At 70.7% G+C, this 21,639-nt stretch carries 20 protein-coding genes; 9 read left to right on the top strand and 11 right to left on the bottom strand.

Going from position 1 to position 21,639, the window contains the following annotated elements; all coding sequences use genetic code 11:
- Positions 1-23: 23 nt before the first annotated feature.
- The gene (locus FPZ41_RS32045; protein ID WP_152867119.1) at positions 24-803 is read right to left on the bottom strand and encodes a ferritin-like fold-containing protein; all 780 of its coding nucleotides are present in this window, start codon (positions 801-803) and stop codon (positions 24-26) included.
- Between the two features lie 293 nt (positions 804-1,096).
- Between FPZ41_RS32045 and FPZ41_RS32040 the strand changes: the two genes are divergently transcribed.
- Complete coding sequence (locus tag FPZ41_RS32040) at positions 1,097-3,505, top strand: DEAD/DEAH box helicase (RefSeq protein WP_322620988.1); 2,409 nt, start codon at positions 1,097-1,099, stop codon at positions 3,503-3,505.
- A gap of 141 nt (positions 3,506-3,646) precedes the next feature.
- On the top strand, positions 3,647-4,519 hold the full coding sequence (locus tag FPZ41_RS32035) for an alpha/beta fold hydrolase (protein ID WP_152867118.1): 873 nt from the start codon (positions 3,647-3,649) through the stop codon (positions 4,517-4,519).
- A 102-nt stretch (positions 4,520-4,621) separates the two neighbouring features.
- On the opposite strand, the gene FPZ41_RS32030 is transcribed toward FPZ41_RS32035, so the two are convergent.
- Positions 4,622-5,521, bottom strand: coding sequence for an NYN domain-containing protein (locus tag FPZ41_RS32030; RefSeq protein ID WP_131571790.1), 900 nt, complete (start codon positions 5,519-5,521; stop codon positions 4,622-4,624).
- 251 nt (positions 5,522-5,772) lie between these two features.
- On the opposite strand from FPZ41_RS32030, the gene FPZ41_RS32025 reads away from it, so the two are divergent.
- Entirely contained in the window at positions 5,773-5,925 is a 153-nt protein-coding gene (locus tag FPZ41_RS32025) for a hypothetical protein (protein ID WP_131571793.1), read from the top strand.
- Positions 5,926-5,943: 18 nt separating this feature from the next.
- On the opposite strand, the gene FPZ41_RS32020 is transcribed toward FPZ41_RS32025, so the two are convergent.
- From FPZ41_RS32020 to FPZ41_RS32005, 4 genes are all read right to left on the bottom strand, one after another.
- Positions 5,944-7,299, bottom strand: coding sequence for an MFS transporter (locus FPZ41_RS32020; protein ID WP_152867117.1), 1,356 nt, complete (start codon positions 7,297-7,299; stop codon positions 5,944-5,946).
- A 179-nt stretch (positions 7,300-7,478) separates the two neighbouring features.
- Positions 7,479-8,084, bottom strand: coding sequence for a MarC family protein (locus FPZ41_RS32015; RefSeq protein ID WP_322620987.1), 606 nt, complete (start codon positions 8,082-8,084; stop codon positions 7,479-7,481).
- A 275-nt stretch (positions 8,085-8,359) separates the two neighbouring features.
- Positions 8,360-9,229 carry a PHP domain-containing protein gene (locus FPZ41_RS32010; RefSeq protein WP_322620986.1) on the bottom strand — a complete coding sequence of 290 codons (870 nt, stop codon included), beginning with the start codon at positions 9,227-9,229 and terminating at the stop codon, positions 8,360-8,362.
- A gap of 276 nt (positions 9,230-9,505) precedes the next feature.
- A complete protein-coding gene (locus FPZ41_RS32005; RefSeq protein ID WP_131569677.1) occupies positions 9,506-10,147 on the bottom strand; it encodes a DUF6758 family protein in 642 nt (213 codons plus the stop codon).
- 160 nt (positions 10,148-10,307) lie between these two features.
- On the opposite strand from FPZ41_RS32005, the gene FPZ41_RS32000 reads away from it, so the two are divergent.
- Positions 10,308-11,555 carry an MFS transporter gene (locus FPZ41_RS32000; protein ID WP_152867116.1) on the top strand — a complete coding sequence of 416 codons (1,248 nt, stop codon included), beginning with the start codon at positions 10,308-10,310 and terminating at the stop codon, positions 11,553-11,555.
- Positions 11,556-11,652: 97 nt separating this feature from the next.
- Here the strand turns inward: FPZ41_RS32000 and FPZ41_RS31995 are convergent, their stop codons facing one another.
- Positions 11,653-12,240: a suppressor of fused domain protein gene (locus FPZ41_RS31995; protein WP_152867115.1), complete on the bottom strand. Its 588-nt coding sequence runs from the start codon at positions 12,238-12,240 to the stop codon at positions 11,653-11,655.
- Positions 12,241-12,888: 648 nt separating this feature from the next.
- Here FPZ41_RS31995 and FPZ41_RS31990 point away from each other — a divergent pair.
- On the top strand, positions 12,889-14,001 hold the full coding sequence (locus FPZ41_RS31990; protein WP_152867114.1) for a magnesium and cobalt transport protein CorA: 1,113 nt from the start codon (positions 12,889-12,891) through the stop codon (positions 13,999-14,001).
- Positions 14,002-14,044: 43 nt separating this feature from the next.
- Positions 14,045-14,560, top strand: coding sequence for a hypothetical protein (locus FPZ41_RS31985; RefSeq protein WP_152867113.1), 516 nt, complete (start codon positions 14,045-14,047; stop codon positions 14,558-14,560).
- Positions 14,561-14,589: 29 nt separating this feature from the next.
- Here FPZ41_RS31985 and FPZ41_RS31980 read toward each other — a convergent pair whose 3' ends face one another.
- Positions 14,590-15,342, bottom strand: coding sequence for a LolA-like protein (locus FPZ41_RS31980; protein WP_322620985.1), 753 nt, complete (start codon positions 15,340-15,342; stop codon positions 14,590-14,592).
- Between the two features lie 173 nt (positions 15,343-15,515).
- On the opposite strand from FPZ41_RS31980, the gene FPZ41_RS31975 reads away from it, so the two are divergent.
- Genes FPZ41_RS31975 through FPZ41_RS31965 form a run of 3 tightly spaced genes read left to right on the top strand, consistent with a single transcriptional unit; the run spans position 15,516 to position 18,608 of the window.
- Positions 15,516-16,796 (top strand): magnesium transporter MgtE N-terminal domain-containing protein, encoded by a 1,281-nt coding sequence (locus tag FPZ41_RS31975; protein ID WP_152867112.1) that lies wholly within the window; start codon positions 15,516-15,518, stop codon positions 16,794-16,796.
- Positions 16,786-17,424, top strand: a complete 639-nt coding sequence (locus tag FPZ41_RS31970) for a DUF1003 domain-containing protein (RefSeq protein WP_152867111.1) — start codon at positions 16,786-16,788, stop codon at positions 17,422-17,424. Before FPZ41_RS31975 ends, FPZ41_RS31970 begins: the two co-directional genes overlap by 11 nt.
- Positions 17,425-17,474: 50 nt before the next feature.
- Entirely contained in the window at positions 17,475-18,608 is a 1,134-nt protein-coding gene (locus tag FPZ41_RS31965) for an Mrp/NBP35 family ATP-binding protein (protein WP_152867110.1), read from the top strand.
- A gap of 151 nt (positions 18,609-18,759) precedes the next feature.
- Here the strand turns inward: FPZ41_RS31965 and FPZ41_RS31960 are convergent, their stop codons facing one another.
- The 3 genes from FPZ41_RS31960 to FPZ41_RS31950 all read right to left on the bottom strand — a co-directional run.
- Positions 18,760-19,419, bottom strand: a complete 660-nt coding sequence (locus tag FPZ41_RS31960; RefSeq protein ID WP_152867109.1) for a hypothetical protein — start codon at positions 19,417-19,419, stop codon at positions 18,760-18,762.
- A 295-nt stretch (positions 19,420-19,714) separates the two neighbouring features.
- Positions 19,715-20,164 carry a sec-independent translocase gene (locus FPZ41_RS31955; protein WP_322620984.1) on the bottom strand — a complete coding sequence of 150 codons (450 nt, stop codon included), beginning with the start codon at positions 20,162-20,164 and terminating at the stop codon, positions 19,715-19,717.
- Positions 20,165-20,390: 226 nt separating this feature from the next.
- Positions 20,391-21,639 (bottom strand): S1C family serine protease (locus FPZ41_RS31950; protein ID WP_152867107.1); only part of this gene is annotated, 1,249 nt, incomplete at its 5' end.

Here is a 21,639-nt window from a genome sequence, read left to right as displayed (position 1 = left end):
GCCCCCACCACCGCCCCAGGGCCCTAGGCCGCGAGGCCCAGCGCGGCCATACGCTTCGTGTGCGCCTCAGTGATCCGCGAGAACATCTTGCCGACCTCGGCGAGGTCGAACCCGTCCGCGACCCCGCCGACGAGCATGGTCGACAGCGCGTCCCGGTCGGCGACCACCCGCTGGGACTGCGACAGCGCCTCACCCATCAGCCGCCGCGCCCACAGCGCGAGCCGACCGCCCACCCGCGGGTCGGCGTCGATCGCGGCGCGCACCTTCTCGACGGCGAAGCCGCCGTGCCCGGTGTCGTCGAGCACGGCGAGTACGAGCCCGCGCGTGTCCGAGTCGAGGCGGGCGGCGACCTCACGGTAGAAGTCGCTGGCGATCGAGTCGCCGACGTAGGCCTTGACCAGACCCTCCAGCCAGTCCGAGGGCGCCGTCTGCCGGTGGAAGCCGTCGAGCGCGGCGACGAACGGCTCCATCGCCTGCGTCGGCTCCTCGCCGATCTCGGTGAGCCGGTCCCTCAGCTGCTCGAAGTGGTGGAACTCCGCCGACGCCATCTTCGCCAGCTCGGCCTTGTCCGCCAGCGTCGGAGCCAGCTTGGCGTCCTCCGCGAGCCGCTCGAACGCCGCCAACTCCCCGTACGCGAGCGCTCCGAGCAGATCCACGACCGCGGCGCAGTACTGCGGGTCGGTGGAGGCCTGCTCCCAGTTCTGGGCGGCGACCCCGGTGTGCTGGGGGGTCCCGGCGGAGGTCTCGGCAGAGGTCTCTGCGGCAGTGTCGGCGGCGCGGTCAGGCTTGTCAGACGTCGTCATGCAGCGCACAATAGCCCGCTCGACCAGTGGCGTATGTCCCTGATCAATCACTGTGACGACCACTACGTGACCAAATCGGCCATCGCGTGTGCGCGATTCCGGGGTATGGTGGTAAAGCGCCCGCCGAATATCCGACGGGCCGCATGAATGAGGATGCCCGGTCGGTGGCCCGATCGGCTCCGACCCGACAGCCCTCCCGGGTCGTACGGCACTGTGAGTACGGAGTCCGGAGGGACCCTCAGCGGTTCGAGCGCTAGAGCGTCGGCAGTGGTCCCGTGCCCCACGGCCAGCCCGTGAGGCGGCCGACGTCCCCGGCACGGTCCGACACGACCCCCGCGCTCGCCTCGCACCGCCCACACAGAAGAGGCAGCGCCCTGACTACGACGTTCCGAGAACTCGGGATCCTTCCCGAGACCGCCGAGGCCCTGGAAGCCGTCGGCATCACCACCCCCTTCCCCATCCAGGAGATGACGCTCCCGGTCGCCCTCTCCGGCACCGACGTCATCGGCCAGGCCAAGACCGGCACCGGCAAGACGCTGGGTTTCGGCCTCCCGCTCCTTGAGCGCGTCACCGTCCCCGCCGACGTCGAGGCCGGCCGCGCCAAGCCCGAAGAACTCACCGACGCCCCGCAGGCACTCGTCGTCGTCCCCACACGCGAGCTCTGCACCCAGGTCACGAACGACCTGCTGACCGCGGGCAAGGTCCGTAACGTGCGCGTCACGGCGATCTACGGCGGCCGCGCGTACGAGCCCCAGGTCGAGGCGCTCAAGCGGGGCGTCGACGTGGTCGTCGGCACTCCGGGCCGGCTGCTGGACCTCGCCGGCCAGAAGAAGCTCAACCTGAAGCACGTACGGTGCCTGGTGCTCGACGAGGCCGACGAGATGCTCGACCTGGGCTTCCTGCCCGACGTCGAGAAGATCATCAACATGCTCCCGGCCAAGCGCCAGACCATGCTCTTCTCGGCCACCATGCCGGGCGCGGTCATCGGTCTGGCCCGTCGCTACATGTCGCAGCCCACGCACATCCGGGCCACGGCTCCGGACGACCAGGGCGCGACGGTCGCGAACACGGCGCAGCACGTCTACCGCGCGCACTCCATGGACAAGCCGGAGATGGTCGCCCGCATATTGCAGGCCGATGGCCGCGGCCTGGCGATGGTCTTCTGCCGCACCAAGCGCACGGCCGCGGACATCGCCGAGCAGCTCCAGCGCCGCGGGTTCGCCTCCGGCGCGGTGCACGGCGACCTCGGCCAGGGCGCCCGCGAGCAGGCCCTGCGGGCCTTCCGCAACGGCAAGGTGGACGTCCTCGTCTGCACGGACGTGGCGGCCCGCGGCATCGACGTCGAAGGCGTCACGCACGTCGTCAACTACCAGTCCCCCGAGGACGAGAAGACCTACCTCCACCGCATCGGCCGCACAGGCCGCGCGGGAGCGTCGGGCACCGCCATCACCCTGGTCGACTGGGACGACATCCCGCGCTGGCAGCTGATCAACAAAGCGCTGGAGCTCAGCTTCAATGACCCGCCGGAGACCTACTCCACCTCCCCGCACCTGTTCGCGGACCTCGGCATCCCCGAGGGCACCAAGGGCGTCCTCCCCCGTGCCGAGCGCACCCGCGCGGGCCTGGGGGCCGAGGAACTGGAGGACCTGGGCGAGACGGGCACCCGCGGCCCGCGCGGCCGGGGCCCCCGTCCTGCCGAGGACCGCCCGGCCCGTACGCCCCGACGCCGTCGCCGTACGCGCGCCGGCACCCCGCTGGAGTCCCCTGCCTCCGGGACCCCCACGGAGTCCACGGCCTCCACGGACGTCGCAGACTCCACGGAGCCCACAGAGCCCCGCACCCCGCGTCGCCGTCGCCGCACGCGCGCCGGCGTCCCCGCGGAGCAGCCGGCCGTCCAGGAACCGACCTCCCCGGTGACCACCGCTCCGGTGACCACCGAGGTGGTTCCTGCGACGGAGCCGGGCGAGGCCGTGGAGGAGGCCCCGACGAAGCCCCGGCGCCGCACCCGCAAGGCGGCAGCCATCGCCGAGGCAGCGGTGGACACGGCCGAAGCCACCGAGGCGGCCCTGGCTCCCTCCGAACCCACGGAGACCAAGCCCCGCCGCCGCACCCGCAAGACCGCGGCCACCACCGCCGAAGCCCCGGCCGAAACCGCCGCCGAAGCCGCCCTGAACACGGCCGAACCCACGGAGACCAAGCCCCGCCGCCGCACCCGCAAGACCACGGCCACCACCGCCGAAGCCCCGGCCGAAACCGCCGCCGAAGCCGCCCTGAACACGGCCGAAGCCACGGAGACCAAGCCGCGGCGCCGTACCCGCAAGGCGGTGGCCACAGCCGAGGCCGAGATCCCGGCCCAGACGGCCGAAGCCACCGAGGTCAGCGAAGTCACCGAGGCCAAGCCCCCGCGCCGCACTCGCAAGACCACGGCTGCGGCTGTCGCCGAGTCGGCGGTGGCCACGGTGGAGGAGGCCACGGAGACGAAGCCCCGGCGCCGTACACGGAAGGCCGCCGCTGCCGAGCCGACGGTGGACACCGTTGGGGAGGTCACGGAGGCCAAGCCGCGGCGCCGTACACGGAAGGCCGCCGCCGCTGAGCCGGCGGTCCCGGCCCAGACAGGCGACGAGGCTGCCGAGGCGAAGCCCCGGCGACGTACGCGGAAGGCTGCGGCCGCCGCGGAGGTCACAGAGGTCACGGACGCGTGACCACAACGGCCTGACAGCTGCCGACTGATGGCCCGGTCCCCTTACGGGGGCCGGGCCATCGGCCAAATTCTCGACTTCGCGCGCCCCCATCAGGGGCGCACTCCGATGCGAACGCCGTCCCCACGCCTATAACCTCCCCCCATGAGCCGTCCCGCCACCTTTGCCCCGCCCCCCGGCGCGCGAGCGCACCGTCTCCGTACCCCCCGTGGGGAATTCGCCGTGATAGAGGCGGGTACGGCCGAGAAGGGCACCGCCCTGCTCCTTCCGGGGTTCACCGGCAGCAAGGAGGACTTCATCGCCCTCCACCAGCCCCTCGCGGCCGCCGGCTACCGGACCATCGCCGTGGACGGCCGCGGCCAGTACGAGACCCCCGGACCCAGGGACGACGAATCCCCGTACGCCCAGGCCGAATTGGCGCAGGACGTCCTCGCCCAGGTCACCACGGTCAGCGACACCCCCGTACACCTCGTGGGCCACTCCCTCGGCGGTCAGATCGCCCGTGCCGCCGTACTCCTCGATCCGGCCCCCTTCGTCTCTCTCACGCTCATGTCCTCGGGTCCGGCCCAGATCTCGGCCTCGCAGCAGCAGCGCGTGAAGCTGCTGCGAGACGTCCTCGCCGTGATGGACATGGCGCAGGTGTGGGACGCCATCCAGGCCATGGAACCCCCCGAGGACACCGATACGCCCGCTCTCGACAACGGGCTGGAGGACCGTGCCGCCCTGCGCCACCGCTGGCTCGGCAACAGCCCGGCCCAGCTCATCGCCACGGGCCGCCAGCTCTGCACGGAACCCGACCGCGTCGCCGAGCTGGCCGCGCTCCGGCTCCCGGTCCACGTCCTCTCCGGCGAACGCGACGACACCTGGCCGCTCCCCCTCCTCGACGACATGGCCGAACGGCTCCACGCCCACCGCACCGTCATCCACGGAGCCGAACACTCCCCCAACGCGGACCAGCCGGAGGCAACGGCCCGGGCCTTCGTCGAGTTCTGGGACGGCATCACGGCCGGCGCCTAGCGGCTCAGGTCTCAGGGGCGCACGAACCACTCACGGGCTCAGGGGCTTCTCGCTCACAGGCTCAGGGGGCTCAGCGGCTCAGAAACTCAGGGGCTCCGCGGCTCAGTACTGAGCCTGCAAGTGCTCCCAGAAGCCGTCCCGCAGCGCCCGCCGCAGATCGGCCTGCCCCCGTAGCGAGTACTGCAACAACCCCTCTGCCTCGACCAGCAGGTCCTGGTCCACGGACCCCGGCAGATAGGGATGCCCGGGCAGCAGCTCCCCCACCGTCTCGCGGCCCCGTGCCGCCAGCCACTTCGCCGCGATCTGGGCGCCCACGAAGCGGACGTCCTCACGGGTCGGCCGGGCGGCGGTCGTGGCGTCGTACGTGGGGGCGGTCCGCCGTGACACGTATGGTTTGAAGAAGTCGAGGTCGAGCGTCCGCTGGCTGTCGACCTCCCAGAGCAGCGGCTCCGCCTGGTTGCGGCCCTCGGGCGCCTCGATGCCCCAGAGGTGGACCCTCGCCCCGTAGCCCTGTGCCGCCTCGACCGCCGACACCAGGTCCTCGTCCCCTCCGAGGAGCGCCGCGTCGCTGATGGCCCGGTGGCGGGCCAGGGACTCGAGGTCGGTACGGATCAGGGAGTCGACGCCCTTCTGCTGGTTGTTCGCGTTGAGGTTGCCGAGCCGGACCTTCACGTCCGGCAGCTCCGCGATCGACTGCTGCTCCGCGGTGTGGATGCGGCGTCTCGCTCCGTCGTACCAGTACACCCGCAGCAGCCGGCTGTCGGCGAAGATCGTGCGCGCCCGGTCGATGAGCGCGTCGATCAGCCCCTCGGCGTCCAGGTCGAAGGACCGCCGGTCCTCCGTTCCGGCGACGAGCCGCCCCGCGGCCGCGTAGAGGTAGCCCGCGTCGACGAAGATCGCATGCGTCGAGGGCGTCTTCGCCACCTCGGCGAGCATGCGCTGGAGCAGCTCGTTCGTTCGGTCGATGCGGGCGCCGAGCGCCGTGAGGTTGTCGTCGTTCATATGCATCCATTGTCCCGGCGGTCACGCTGCGAACACAACCGGTCCCAGTCAGTCTTCTTCACCTGGCGGAGATTCGCTCTGGGACAGCCCGCTCACGGGTGAGTAATTAGGTACGCGAAAAATTTCCTTAGCGTAGGGAATGTTTGTAGAGGGCATCTCGTTGAACCCATTGGGAAGGCAGGGCATGGAACGCCCTGCGCTCCACCATCAGCAGTTCTCCTCAGGAGGATGACCAGACGAAGGGAGAAGCCATGCGCTTCGAAATCATGCGACTCGACGATGTCGACGGTACGCCCGTGGACAGCACCGTTGTGGACGCCGCCTCCGTCAACCGGATCGTTCAGCAGGCCGCCGCCACCGGGCAGCGACTCTGGATCCGCCCGGCCGAAACGACCGCTTCGTAACGCGGATCTTCACAGGCTTCAGAGCCCCGTACGGCATCGGCGCCGTGCGGGGCTCTGTTCGTCCGCGTGGCCGACTCGAAGGAGCAGGAGCGGAGTGGCCAGGAGGAGGACACCCGCGATCCCTACCGCCGTCCGGGTGCCGACGAGGCCGGCCAGCAGGCCCCACAGCGCGGTCAGGGCCGCGATGCCGGCCTTGCTGGTGACCGACCACGCGGTCAGGGTGCGGGCGACGCGTTCCGTCGCCGTCCGTTCGAGCCGGCAGGTGGCGAACACCGGGTTGAACACACCCACGCAGGTGATCAGCCCCAGCTCGACAGCCATGACGAGGACGAGACCCGTGGTGCCGGGCCCGACGAATGCCAGCCCGAGCGACCAGCACGCGCGCAGCGTTCCGGCGGTGAGCATGACCCTGTGCCGCCCGAACCGCGTGACGAGCCGAGGGGCCAGCCGTGAGCCGATCAGCCCGCCGACGCAGGGCACGGAGAAGGCGAGTGCGTACTGCCAGGGCGCGAACCCCAGGTGGCCGAGCATGAGAACGGCGAGCAGCGGCGCGGTCGCCATGATCAGGCCGCTGACCAGGACGGTGTTGAGGAACAGCGGGCGCAGCACGGCGTCGCCGAGGATGTAGCGCCAGCCGTCGAGGAGCTCACCGGCGCGTGAACGCGACGCCTCCTTCTCGGCCGGCGACTGCCCCGGTTCAGCGGGCGGCAGCCGTGACGACTCCTCGGCACGCAGCCGCGACGATACGTCGGCACGCGGCCACCCGGCCGCCGTGCCGGTGCGTACGGGTCGCGGCTCCCCGCCCCCGATCGCACGGATGCCCACCGCCGAGAGCAGATAGCTGACCGCGTCGGCCACCACGGTCACCACCGGGCCGAACACCCCGATCATGGTCCCGCCGAGCGGCGGTCCGAGCATGGTGGTGCTCCAGGTCGTGGCCTCGAACCTCCCGTTCGCGACGAGCAGGTCCTCCGGCCGTACCAGTGCCTTCAGGTACGCGCCGGCGGCCGCGTTGAAGGTGATGTCGGCCGCGGCGACCACGACCGACACGACCACGAGCTGGACGAAGCTCAGCAGGCCGAGCGCGAAAGCGGCGGGGACGCTCAGCAACGCCGCGAACCGGACCAGGTCCATCGCGATCATCACCGGCCGCTTGCGGCGCGACTCCACCCACGGGCCGAGCGACACCGCCACCACGGCTCCCACCGCCAGCCCCGCGGCGGCGAGCGCCGACACCTCCATGGGCCCGGCGTGCAGCACCAGGACCGCGATCAGGGGAAACGCGTCGAAGGCGAGCCGGGTGCCGAACGCACTGACCCCGTACGCCGCCCACAGCCACCCGAACCGCCGCCCCAGCGACTGCCTGGCTCCCATGCCCAGCACACCCCCCAGCCGCCGCACTCGAAAGACCTCACATCGACCAGCGACAGCAAAGCGCCTGGCGCGCCACCTGATCAAACAACCATCCGGCCGACCGCCACAACCAGAGGTTGTGCACCTGATCCGACCTCGCCCCGGCCCCGGCTCCTGCCCCGGCTGCCCCGGCTCCGGACTCAGCCGCCCCGCACCACCTGCGTCACCCCGTTGATGATCTGCTGCACGGCGATCGCGGACAGCATCATGCCCGCGAGCCGGGTCACCAGCACCACCCCGCCGTCCTTGATGACGCGGATGATCAGCAGCGAGTACCGCATCGTCAGCCACAGCACGACGTGGATCGCGAGTATGGCGACCCACACCGATACCTGGGACGCCACTCCGTTGGCCTTCTGGACGGCAAGAATCACGGACACGATCGCGCCGGGCCCCGCGAGCAGCGGCATGCCCAGCGGTACGAGGGCGACGTTCACGTCCTTGGTCTGCTGCGGCTCGTCGGTCTTGCCGGTCAGCAGGTCCAGCGCGATCAGCAGGAGCAGCAGTCCGCCCGCGATCATCAGCGCGGGGACGGAGACATGCAGGTAGTTCAGGATCTGCTGCCCCAGGAGCCCGAAGACCGTGATGACCCCGCCGGCCACACAGACGGCCTGGAACGCCATCCGCTTCTGCGTCCGGGCCGGACGGCCGGCGGTGAGCGCCAGAAAGATCGGGGTGATCCCCGGCGGATCCATGATCACGAACAGGGTGAGGAAGAGCGAACCGAAGACGGCGACGTCGAACACAGTGGTGCCTTGCGAGGGAGGGAGGGGGAAAGACGAACGAGGTGGTGGCCCACGGAGGGGAGGCTGTGCCGCTCGGGCGCCCGGCACGACATGCCACCGGAACCAGCGGAGAGCCACCGGCCGAGAGCTCAGCCGGAGTGGAAAGGATCAGACAGGACCGAGCAGAACCACATCCGGCCCGGACAGAACCAGGACCGGAGTCAGGACAGAACCCAGGACCGGAATCAGGACGGAATCAAAGGGCCATCAGAAGCGCCCCGGACGATCGGGCTGATTCACCCGGCGCCGCGGCCCCCGCCGGTCCCCGGCACGGGGAAGGCCCCGGTCGCCCGTCGCGTGATCTCGCCGTACACCTCGGGATCCGTCGTGTACTCGCCGAGCACGCAGGTCTTGCGGCTGCCGTGGTAGTCCGAGGAGCCCGTGGTGAGCAGCCCCAGCTCGCCCGCCAGTCCGCGCAACCGCGCCCGGGTCTCCGGCTCGTGGTCCATGTGGTCGACCTCGATGCCGTCGAGTCCGGCGGCGGCCATCTTGGCGATCGCGGACTCCGGCACCGTACGGCCTCGCTTGGCGGCGCCGGGGTGCGCGAAGACGGCGACACCGCCCGCGCCCTTGATCAGCCGGATCGCCTCGAAGGGGTCGGTCTCGTGCTTCTCCACGAAGGCCCGTCCGCCGTCGGCCAGCCAGTCGGCGGTGAAGGCGTCGCCCACGGTCGGTACTACGCCGAGCTCGACGAGGGCGGTGGCGACGTGGGGGCGTCCGACGGACCCGTCTCCGGCGATCCGGGAGACCTGCTCCCAGGTCACGGGCACGCCCAGCTCGTTCAGCTTGGCGATCATGCCGTGGGCCCGCGGCACCCGGTCGTCCCGGACGAGCTCGCGCTCGGCGAGCAGCTCGGGCTCCTCGGGGTCGAAGAGGTACGCCAGCATGTGCATGCTCACACCGTCGAGGCGGCAGGAGAGCTCGGCACCGGTGACCAGCGTGAGTCCCTCGGGCACCGCAGCGATCGCCTCGGCGTACCCACGGGTCGTGTCGTGATCGGTCAGCGCGACGACGTCCAGCCCGGCGGCGGCCGCGTTCCGCACCAGCTCGGCCGGGGTGTCCGTACCGTCGGAAGCCGTGGAGTGACAGTGCAGATCGATACGCACGACACAAACTCCAGGCGACGACGAAGCGGAAGGGACGCTCTAGGGTAACCGGCCCTCAGGCCACCCCGTCACCGCCGGGCACCGGCACGCAAGCGGCGCAGGGCCGCGACACCGGCACGCAAGCGGCGCAGGGCCGCGACACCGGCACGCAAGGGGCGCGGGGCTGTGACAATGTGCGGCTCCGCCGCGTGGGCGCGAGCAACCCACAACACCCCGCACACGAAAACCGCCTCCGGACACCCACGAACCCCACCGCCCAACCCGGCGGACGGAGCGCTACGGCTCAAGGATTCGCGGCGACAACGCCCCACACGGCAGCAGATCGACCTCCGCCCCCGCGTCCCGCAGATCGGTCAGCACCAGTTCGTCGTACATCAGCAGCCCCGTCGTCTCGGGCCAGACGACCGCCCACAGCCACAGACCGCGCGCCTCGCCGGCGAAGACGGCCCGGTCGTCGGGAGTGCCGGATACATGCCAAAGCGGGGTGGGGCGGCCGGCGGCCAGGACCTTGGCCTGGGGCGGCTTCTCGACGTTCATGTACGGGCCGGGGTCGGGTCCGTCGATGCCCGCGTACCGCGCACCGAGCCCGACACCGAGCTCCTCGGCGACGAGCACCAGTTCGCCCACGCCGCCGAGCGGGCCCGGCCCGGAGCAGGCCACGACGGTCCCACGACCGCCGCTGCGCTCGTCCCCCGCGAAGGCCGCCCCGGTGAACAGCCAGCCGACCGGCAGCGGCCACGGCATCCACACCGGCACCCGGGCACGGTGCACCACGACGCTGAGGGCCTCGACGCTGGGCGGGATCACGGGCTGCAGCGGATGCACGGTTCCGTGCACGTCACACTGCCACGAGTCGGAAAAGAGTCCGGGAGCCCTGACCCGGCCACCGCACTTCGGGCAACTGGGTTCGCCCCTCATAGGGCTCAACGGTCCTACCCGTCCCCCCTCGCGTCAAGGACGATCACCCGTCCGCAGCGGCCCGATCACCAGAAGAAAGTAGATGTAACTTGCATTAATTAGCTACTCTAACTTATTATGTGTATACATCACCGATCCCCGTGGCGATGAAGGAGCAGACATGAGTACAGGAGATCCCGCCAGGCCGGACGCGTTCGACGCCGGAGGGGGCGGGCTGCTGCGGCAGCCGAAGTCCGTCTGGGCGACCGCCGGGGCGTCCGTCGTCGCCTTCATGGGCATCGGGCTCGTCGACCCGATCCTGCCGTCCATCGCCAAGGGCCTCGACGCGACAGCGGGTCAGGTCTCGCTGCTCTTCACGTCGTACTTCCTGATCACCGCCGTCGCGATGCTGGTGACCGGCTTCGTCTCCAGCCGCATCGGCGGCCGGAAGACCCTGCTGCTCGGTCTCGCGCTCGTGGTGGTCTTCGCGGGTCTGTCCGGCACGTCCGGGTCGGTCGGTGAACTGGTGGGCTTCCGCGCCGGATGGGGGCTCGGCAACGCGCTGTTCGTGTCCACGGCGCTCGCGGTCATCGTCGGGGCGGCGGCCGGGGGCAGCGCCGCCGCGATCCTGCTGTACGAGTCGGCCCTGGGCCTCGGCATGGCATGCGGGCCGCTGCTGGGCGCGCTGCTCGGGGACGCGAGCTGGCGGTACCCGTTCTTCGGCACCGCGTTCCTGATGGCGGTCGGATTCCTGTGCATCACGGCGTTCCTGAAGGAACAGCCGCGGCCCGCGCGGAAGACGGGACTGCTCGACCCGGTCAAGGCGCTCGGCCACGGAGGCCTCGCCTCGGCGGCCGTCTCGGCGTTCTTCTACAACTACACGTTCTTCACCGTGCTGGCCTTCACGCCGTTCGTGCTCGACATGAGCCCGTACCGGTCCGGCGCGGTGTTCTTCTGCTGGGGCGTGCTGCTCGCGGTCTTCTCGGTGATCGTGGCGCCGCGGCTCCAGGCGCGGTTCGGTTCGCTGAAGGTGCTGGGCGGTTCGCTGGTGCTGCTCGCCGCGGACGTGCTGGCCCTCGGGTACGGCGACCACACCACCGCCGTCGTCTGCACGGTTCTGTCGGGCGCGGCCATCGGCGTGAACAACACCGTCTACACGGAACTGGCGTTGGGCGTCTCGGACGCGCCGCGGCCCGTGGCGAGCGCCGGGTACAACTTCGTGCGGTGGTTCGCGGCGGCCGCCGCCCCCTTCTTCGCGCCGAAGATCGAGGAGTGGACCGACGTCCGTGTTCCCTTCGTGGTCGCCGCGGTGACGGCGGTGGCGGGCGCCCTCGTCGTCCTCGTACGGCGGAAGGCGCTCACGACGGAAGCGGAGGAGCACCGGCCGCAGCACGCCCAGGAGGACGGCGTCGCCGTCTTCGCCGGCTGACCCGGCGGACCCGGGCATTCCCCGGCTCTGCCGACCAACCGTCAGCGGTCACGGCCAACTGACCGACGGAGGGGCCGTTTTCGGCCACATGACAGGGTCAGCCCAGGGACACGGACCCACGGGACGGATCGCGCAGGTCCGTCCCGCCGGCGAGCCAGCGCTCCTGGAGGGCCTGGGCTCCGTGGACGCGCTTCCAGGCTGCCTCGTTCGGAGTCATCGGCAGCAGCGGCAGGAAGCGTACGGGCTCGGCCGGCGGGTCCAGTTCCAGGTCCTCCACCAGGCCGCCGGACTCGGCCACCAGGACGGACATGAACGGGGCTCCGGGCCACAGCGGCTCACCCACGTCGAGCGAGGCTCCGGGGGCCACGACCACACCCTCCACCTGCGGGGACGCGGCGAGCACGGCGAGCGGGCGGAGCACCTTGTCGGTGTCGGCGCCGGCGCCGCGCCGGACCGTGAGGACCAACTCGGCGCGCGGGCCCTTGACCGGGTCGGCGACAACGGCGGTCGGATCGGCCATCGGCTGGGCGGACATACCCAGCGTGGCGTAGCGGACGATGTCGTCCTCTGTGAAACGGAGCACCTCGATGCGATCCGCACCCAGGAAGGTCACCGCGGCGCGCGCGTCGGGTTCGCCCAGCGCAGAGCGCAAACGGGCCTCCACCAAAGGAAGAACATCGGCCATGAGCCGAGCATAGAACTCGTCAGCAAAGGGCAAAGCGGCGCCTTGGCTCCAAGGGCGGCTGTTACTCTTGAGCCCCGGTCGGGGCAGCACGCCGAAGCGTCGCTGTCAAGCCTCGACCCGCTGAAACTCCCCTACGGGGACCAGGGCCCCTAAGGGCCCCGGATTGGATCGTCCCTTACGGGGGACCGGCCGGAGGAGGTGGGGCTGCAATGGACCGAAGTCGACCGTGCAGTACCACCCGCTCTTCCGGTCACCGCGTTCCGTAATTCCGGTTCTGGCTGTCGCTCCGTCGGCCGCCGCCTCCCGCACCCGCGTCACATCCACTGCCGTGTCGCCGGTACACAACGGAAGAGCACTTCGTTCCACCTGATCCGGCCGATCGACCGGACGCCGTCGAACCAGCTCGAAACCGAACCCGAGCCAGATCTCGTCGTTCCATTCGATCCGTCCGATCTGCCTTGATCTTTCTTGATCTGTCGTGATCTGAATCAAGCGAAGCTGCCACCGCGACGGTGCGGTGCTCCCCGCTTTGTGGACGTGCCAAACATCCTTCCCTGCCTCACGGGCGGGGAGACGCCTTGTCAGGACGTCCCCATTCCGGGCAGTTCCAACCGCCGCCGGCGGCCTTTCGTTGCGAAGGAGCCTGCCATGTCGATGATCCGTGACCTGCGTGCCGCGGTCCGCCCCCGTCCGTCGCTGCGCAAGAACGGCACGGCGTACGACACCGCGCACGCGGCCGAGAACAACTCGGCCGTCGTGGACTGCGCCGTCTACCGCGGCGGCGAACGCCTCACCGCCGACCGGAACCTGACGCCGCATGAGGCGATCCGTCAGGTGCGCCGGGACGGAGGGTTCGTGTGGATCGGCCTGCACGAGCCGACCGAGGCCGAGTTCGCGGACATCGCGGCCGAGTTCGGGCTGCACCCGCTGGCCGTGGAGGACGCGGTCCACGCCCACCAGCGGCCGAAGCTGGAGCGGTACGACGACACGCTGTTCACGGTCTTCAAGACCGTCCACTACGTGGAGCACGACGAGCTGACCGCCTCCAGCGAGGTCGTCGAGACCGGCGAGGTCATGTGCTTCACCGGACGGGACTTCTTCATCACCGTGCGACACGGCGGGAAGGGCTCCCTGCGGGCGCTGCGGCACCGGCTGCAGGAGGACCGGGAGCTGCTCGCCAAGGGCCCGTCGGCGGTGCTGCACGCCATCGCGGACCACGTCGTGGACGGGTACATCGCGGTCGCGGAGGCCATGCAGGACGACATCGACGAGGTGGAGACGGAGGTCTTCTCCCCGGGCCGCAAGGGCACGCCGCGCGGTACCGACGCGAGCCGGATCTACCAGCTCAAGCGCGAGGTGCTGGAGTTCAAGCGCGCGGTGTCGCCCCTGGTGCGGCCGATGCAGTTGCTGAGCGAGCGCCCGATGCGGCTGATCGACCCGGACATCCAGAAGTACTTCCGGGACGTGGCCGACCACCTCACCCAGGTCCAGGAGCAGGTCCTCGGCTTCGACGAGCTGCTCAACTCGATCCTCCAGGCCAACCTGGCGCAGGCCTCGGTGGCGCAGAACGAGGACATGCGCAAGATCACGTCATGGGCCGCGATCATCGCCGTGCCGACGATGGTGTGCGGGGTGTACGGCATGAACTTCGACTACATGCCGGAGCTGCGCTGGAAGTTCGGCTACCCGCTGGTGCTGACCGTCACCGTGGCCCTCTGCTTCGCCATCCACCGCACGCTGAAGCGCAACGGCTGGCTGTGAGCGGGGGCCCCACGCTGTCGGTGGCGCTCGTTACGCTTGCCCCATGACCGTCACCGACACGCTGCTCGACCGGGCCCTGGTCGAGGAGGCCACCAAGAAGTCCGGGCTCATCTGGGTCCAGGGCGCCGGCGCGCCGTCCCGCGCCCTGTGGCACGTCTGGCACGAGGGCGCGGCGTGCGTGGTCGGCGACGGGCCGGGTGAGCAGCCGCTGCCGGGGCTGGTGGACGGCGCCGAGGCGGCCGTGACCGTCCGCAGCAAGGACAAGGGCGGCCGCCTGACCACATGGACGGCGAAGGTCACCGAGCTCGCTCCGGGGTCCCCCGCCTGGGAGGCCGCGGTCGCCGAGCTGAAGGGCAAGCGACTGAACGCCCCCGACGGTGAGGCCATGCCCGAGCGCTGGTCCCGCGAGTGCCGGGTGCTCCGCCTGGAGCCGACGGGAGCGACGGTGCCGCTGCCCGACTCCTCGCTGGCCGCGACGCCGCCGGCAACTCCGGCCACCACGCGTCGCCCGATACCGGCAGGGCTGCCCCGCCTCCTGTTCAGAAAGCGCAAGCGGTAACGCTCCACCGGATAGGGGCGCGGTGCGCCCTACGACGTCGGCAACTGCTGGCCGTAGTCCACGACTTCCTTCTCCGTCGGCTCCTCCAGGGAGAAGGGCTTGCCCCAGTCGCTGAGGCGGATGGTGCCCGCGTCGCCGGCCCGGACGAGGCGGAGGGGGTACGGGGTGCCCTCCAGGGACACGTCGAGGGTGCCGCCGGAGCCCGCGTCGCCGGTGATGCGGATCGTGCGGATGCCGGCCTGCTCGTGGCGGCCTGCCGTCGAGAGGTCGCCGTGCAGCGTCAGCAGGCCGTCCAGCAGGACGTCCTTGTCCGTGAAGCCGCTGAAGCGCTGGTACGACGGGTCGCCCGTCGGCACCTTCACGTACATCCCGTTCAGCTTGTCCGCGGCGGCCCTGTCCGACTCGCTGTCGCCGCCCTTGTCGTCCTCGTGCTCCCAGAACTCCTTGTCGGCCTTCAGGAACAGGTGCTCTCCGACCCGCAGCAGCCGGAACGTGGAGCCCTCCGACGTCACCGAGCCCGTACCGCCGTCCTCGGCGAGACTCATGTCCAGCTTGTACGTGCGGCCCTTGCTCACCACGGTCCCGGACAGCCGCACGGTGTCCGCCGACTTCGCCGCCGACGCCGTCCGGCTCTGGATCTTCGCGGGCGACAGCTTCCCGACCCCGTTCGTGCCCTCGTCGGGGTCGTCCTTGGCGCACCCTGTCAACCCGGACCCGGCCACCACCAGCGCACAGATCGCGCTGACCATCGCGCCCCTTCGGGTACGGGGAATCACAGTCACAGGCGGGACACCTCTCGTACGGGGGACTCAACGGCGTACCGCAGCGTACCGGGGCCCCGCGCGCCCCTCGGAGGCAGTCCGTCCGCCCCGCTCACCAGGGCGTATCCGACCGGGACGGGCTAGCCTGAAGCCCATCTAGGTGGACAATCCCGCAGGAAACGGAGGCCAGACACATGGCGGCGGGCGTGCCCCGGATCTTCGTCTCCCACCTCTCCGGAATCGCCGTCTTCGACCCCAACGGAGACCAGGTGGGCCGTGTCCGCGACCTCGTCGCCATGCTCCGCGTCGGCCGCAAACCCCCGCGACTGCTGGGGCTGGTCGTGGAGCTGACGACCCGGCGCCGCATCTTCCTGCCCATGACCAGGGTCACCAGCATCGAGTCGGGGCAGGTCATCACCACAGGAGTGCTGAACGTCCGCCGGTTCGAACAGCGGCCCACCGAGCGGCTGGTCCTCGGAGAGCTCCTCGACCGGCGGGTACGGCTCGTGGAGACCGGGGAGGAGGTCACGGTCCTCGACGTCTCCGTGCAGCAGCTGCCCGCCCGCCGGGAGTGGGAGATCGATCGTGTCTTCGTACGGAAGGGGAAGGGCGGCACCTTCCGGCGCAGCAAGGGAGAGACGCTCACCGTCGAGTGGTCCGCCGTCACCGGGTTCTCACTGGAGGAGCACGGGCAGGGTGCGGAGAGCCTGCTGGCCACCTTCGAGCAGCTGAGGCCCGCCGACCTCGCCAACGTGCTCCACCATCTGTCCGCCAAGCGCCGCGTCGAGGTCGCCTCCGCCCTCGACGACGACCGCCTCGCCGACGTACTGGAGGAGCTGCCGGAGGACGACCAGATCGAGATCCTCGGCAAGCTCAAGGAGGAACGGGCCGCAGATGTTCTGGAGGCCATGGATCCGGATGACGCCGCCGACCTGCTCTCCGAGCTCCCGGAGGAGGACAAGGAGCGGCTGCTGACGCTGATGGAGCCGTCCGAGGCCGCCGACGTGCGCAGGCTCATGGCGTACGAGGAGAAGACCGCCGGCGGGCTGATGACCACCGAGCCCATCGTGCTGCGGCCCGACGCGACGGTCGCCGACGCACTCGCCCGCGTCCGCAACCCCGACCTCTCCCCCGCGCTCGCCGCCCAGGTGTACGTGTGCCGCCCGCCGGACGAGACCCCGACCGGGAAGTACCTGGGCACCATCCACTTCCAGCGGCTGCTGCGGGACCCGCCGTACACCCTGGTCAGCGCGCTCCTCGACGACTCCCTCCAGACGCTCGGCCCCGAGGCCCCGCTGCCCGTGGTGGCCGGGTTCTTCGCGACGTACGACATGGTCGCGGCGCCCGTCGTGGACGAGAGCGGATCGCTGCTGGGCGCGGTGACCGTGGACGACGTGCTCGACCACATGCTGCCGGAGGACTGGCGGGAGACGGAGTTCCATCTGAACGAGGGGGCGAACACGCATGGCTCCTGAGCGCCAGGGGCGCGAGCGCGCCCACGCTTCCGGTGAGCGCACGCCCGCCGGTGCCACGGCCACCGCCCGCGCCCGCCTCGACCAACCGCTCCCGCGTCGCCGGAGGCTGGTGCCGGAGTGGGACGCGGAGGCCTTCGGGAAGCTGTCCGAGCAGATCGCGCGGTTCATCGGCACCGGACGGTTCATCGTCTGGATGACCGTCGTCGTCGTCCTGTGGGTGGGGTGGAACGTGGCCATGCCCGTCCACCTGCGTTTCGACAAGTACCCGTTCATCCTTCTGACCCTGGCGCTGTCGCTCCAGGCCTCGTACGCCGCACCCCTGATCCTCCTCGCGCAGAACCGCCAGGCCGACCGCGACCGGGTCAACCTCGAACAGGACCGCCAGCAGAACGAGCGGTCGATCGCGGGCACGGAGTACCTGACGCGGGAGGTCGCCGCCCTGCGGATGGGCCTCGGCGAGGTCGCCACACGCGACTGGATCCGCTCCGAACTCCAGGACCTCGCCAGGGATCTGGACGGTCACCGGGCGAACGGCCACGGCGACGAACGCGGCCACGGCCCCGGTGACGGACGCCACCGCGTATTCCCGGCCGATCCCGACGGCGGACGTGACATGGACGACCGCTGACGGGCTCCCAGGGCTCCCAGGGCCCCCGCGGGTCGCCGTACCATCGTCCTATGGTTACGGAAGACGCGGTCCGCGAAGCACTGGCGACGGTGAACGACCCCGAGATCAACCGCCCCATCACCGAGCTCGGGATGGTCAAATCGGTGGAGATCGGCTCGGACGGAGCGGTCGCGGTCACCGTGTACCTGACGGTGTCCGGCTGCCCGATGCGCGACACGATCACGCAGCGCGTGACGGACGCGGTCTCGCGGGTCGACGGCGTCACACGCGTCGGCGTCACGCTGGACGTCATGAGCGACGAGCAGCGCAAGGAACTGGCGTCCGCGCTGCGCGGCGGCCAGGCCGAGCGCGAGGTCCCGTTCGCCAAGCCGGGCTCACTGACCCGCGTGTACGCGGTGGCCTCCGGCAAGGGCGGCGTCGGCAAGTCCTCCGTGACCGTGAACCTGGCGGCGGCGATGGCGGCGGACGGCCTGAAGGTCGGCGTCGTGGACGCCGACATCTACGGCCACTCCGTGCCGCGCATGCTGGGCGCCGACGGACGCCCCACCCAGGTCGAGAACATGATCATGCCGCCGTCCGCGAACGGCGTGAAGGTCATCTCGATCGGCATGTTCACCCCGGGCAACACGCCGGTCGTGTGGCGCGGCCCGATGCTCCACCGCGCGCTCCAGCAGTTCCTGGCGGACGTGTACTGGGGCGACCTGGACGTCCTGCTCCTGGACCTGCCCCCGGGCACGGGCGACATCGCCATCTCAGTCGCCCAGCTGGTCCCGAACGCCGAGATCCTCGTCGTGACGACGCCTCAGCAGGCGGCGGCCGAGGTCGCGGAGCGGGCCGGCTCCATCGCGGTGCAGACCCACCAGAAGATCGTCGGCGTGGTCGAGAACATGTCGGGCCTGCCCTGCCCGCACTGCGGCGAGATGGTCGACGTCTTCGGCACGGGCGGCGGCCAGGTGGTGGCCGACGGGCTGACGCGTACGACGGGCGCGACGGTCCCGGTGCTCGGCAACATCCCCATCGACGTCCGCCTCCGCGAGGGCGGCGACGAGGGCAGGCCGGTCGTCCTCACGGACCCCGAGTCCGCGGCGGGCTCGGCCCTGCGTGCGATCGCGGGGAAGCTGGGCGGCAGGCAGCGCGGGCTGTCGGGCATGTCGCTGGGGATCACGCCCAAGAACAAGTTCTAGAGGGGCCGTACGCCCGTCAAGGGGGTCGTACGCCCGTAAAGGGCTGCGTTGGATATGCGGCTCCGCCGCGTGGGCGCGAGCAGTCCAAGAGCACCCGCACCAGAAAGGGGCGCCGCACCAGGGCGGCGCCCCTTCGGCTGCGCGCCGCGGGTTACTCGTACGCCCCGATGTCCTTGATCACGGCGAAGCCCAGCCCGTACGCACTCATCCCCCTGCCGTACGCACCCACATGCACGCCCTCCGGCGTCGAGCCCGCCAGGACCCAGCCGAACTCGGACTCCCGATAGTGGAAGGGCGTGGGGACGCCGTCCACGGGGAGGGAGAGCGTGGTCCAGTCGGGGCCGTCCAGATCGTCCGCGAGGACCCAGGCCGTCTCGGTCTGCTGGTCCAGCCAGTCGTCCCGCAGGGTGTGGTCGATCTGGCCGGGCCAGGTGACCGACAGCAGCCCCACACCGGCCAGCCAGGCCGCCGAGGAGACCGTGGTGGCCTCCATGACCCCCGTGCCGTCGGCGCTCCGCCGTACGGGGTTCGCGGCGACCGTGACCACGATCGCGAAGCGCTCCTTGCCGTCGTCGCCGGAGCCCTCGTTGCGGATCGAGGGTTCGTCACCGTGCCCGATCGATCCGTACTCCACGGCGCCGTCGGCCGCCGTACCCACCTGCACCAGCCGGCGCGGCCCCGTGAAGGCCTCGTCGAGGCCGTACCACGGGAAGGGCGCCCGCAGGTAGCTGTCGACCGTGCGCCGGGCGGAGGGACCCGGTTGTCCGTCCTCCGCGACCGGCGCCTGCGCGCCTACCCTCGTCGTCTCCATGTGCCCCGACGCCTCCTCGCTCTCGGCGGACCGGAGCGGCCCGCCCCCCTCGGGCGTCGTCGCTCACACGCATACGGTCCGCACATCAACTGGGCAGCATAGCCACAGCGCTGCGAGCAGCAGGGAAAGCGCCCGGCGCGCGAGGCGCGCTCGGGGCTGGTTCACGCCGTACGAGGGGCTGTGCGCGTATGAATCGCGTCACGTCGGAGGGGATGTACGGGCCCTCGTACGGCCCCTCGTGCAGCTCTTCTTGCGACCCGGGTACCGCTCGGGTTCAACTCGGGTGGCGTACGGCTCAGGTGGCGTCCATGTCGAAGGGCGGGCGCTCGACCGGCTGGGTCGTCCGGGGCTTCTTGGTCAGGTCGACGGTGCCGCCGCTGCCCCCGGACGACCCGACGGAGGCGTCCGCGGACGCCTCGGCCTCACGGCCGTTCACCGCGTCCGTGATCTCGGCCATTTCCTTCTTCAGGTCGAAGCCGTTCCGGATCTCCTTGATGCCCAGCTCGTCGTTGTCCAGCTGCTTGCGGATGAACGTCTTGGGGTTGAGGTCCTCGAACTCGAAGTCCTTGAACTCCGGGCCGAGCTCCTGCCGGATGTCCTGTTTCGCACTCTCGGAGAAGTCGCGGATCTTGCGGATGGTACGCGTGACATCCTGGATCATCTTCGGGAGCTTCTCCGGGCCGAAAACGAGCACGGCGAGGACGACGATCGTCACCAGCTCTAGCGGTCCTATGTCATTGAACACCTGAAGCTCCTTGCGATGTCCTTGGCCCTGTCCGTCGGCCCTCGGGGGCGTTCCGTGGTGTCTTCCGTGGTCCGGGCCGGGTCCACGGTACCCGGCGTTCCTGTCCGTCCGGTACTGTCGCGGCCCTCCTGGATTCGTGTACAGGGCCGGTTTTCCCCGAAGTTCACCGTTCAGAGGTGGTTCGGGGCGTGTGCTGTGAAGCTGCTGTCCATCGTGCCCGCCCCGCTCAGCCGCCGGAGGAGCCGAGAGTCAGAGTGACCTTCCTGGCCCGGCCGTCGCGCTGAAGGGTGAGTTCCAGCCGGTTGCCGGGGCGGTGGGCGCGGATCTTGACGATGAGTTCCTCGCCGGAGTGGATGCGCTGTCCGCCGACCTCCGTGATGACGTCGCCCGCCTTGATGCCGGCCTTGTGCCCGGGGCCGCCGACGTTGACCGGGGGCCCGCCGTCGTTGTTCTCGGTGCCGACCCGCGCACCGTCCCCCGCGTAGTCCATGTCGAGAGTGACGCCGATGACGGGGTGGGTCGCCCTGCCCGTGTTGATCAGTTCCTCGGCGACGCGCTTGCCCTGGTTGATGGGGATGGCGAAGCCGAGCCCTATCGAACCAGCCTGCCCGCCCTCCAGGTCGGAGCCGGTGCCGGCGGAGCGGATCGCGCTGTTGATGCCGATCACGCGGGCGCTCGCGTCGACGAGGGGGCCACCGGAGTTGCCCGGGTTGATCGGGGCGTCGGTCTGCAGCGCGTCCACGTAACTGACGTCGCTGCCGTCGCCCTTCTCTCCGCCCGCCGTGATGGGCCGCTCCTTGGCACTGATGATGCCCGAGGTGACGGTGTTGGACAGCTCGAAGGGGGCCCCGATGGCGACGACGGGGTCGCCGACCTGAACGTTGTCGGAGTTGCCGAGGGGCAGCGGCTTGAGCCCGCTCACGCCCGTGACTTTGACCACAGCGAGGTCGTAGCCGGTGTCCCGGCCGACGACAGTGGCCTTCGCGGTCTCGCCGCCACTGAAGGTCACGGAGATCTCGCCGTCGCCGCCGGCGGGCTCCACGACGTGGTTGTTGGTGAGGATGTGCCCTCGCTTGTCGAGCACGAAGCCGGTGCCGGTGCCCTGCGCGTCCGCGCCGCTCACGTGCAGGGTGACCACGCTGGGCAGCGCGCTGGCCGCGATCCCGGCGACGCTGTCGGGCGCGCGGCCCTTGGCGTCGTCCCCGCCCTGGGGCAGCTCGACGTCCCCGATCCCGCCGTTCCGCTCCAGATAGGAGCCGACGGCTCCGCCGATCCCGCCAGCCCCGAGCGCGAGCACCAGGGCGCCCAGGACGAGGACCTTTCGCGCCCGCTTGCGCCGCTGGTCCTTGCTCAGGACCACGGCACCGTTCTGCTGGAGCGGCCCGGAGGCGGCCGCCCAGGGGTCGTAGTTCTGCCAGGGGTCGCGGGGCGGGGGCGCGGTGTGGACCGCGGGAGGCTGGGGAGTGCCGCTGGAC

The organism is Streptomyces acidicola (assembly GCF_009377235.1).
Classification (GTDB): Bacteria; Actinomycetota; Actinomycetes; order Streptomycetales; family Streptomycetaceae; genus Streptomyces; species Streptomyces acidicola.
This window is presented reverse-complemented; position numbering and strand designations above follow the sequence as displayed.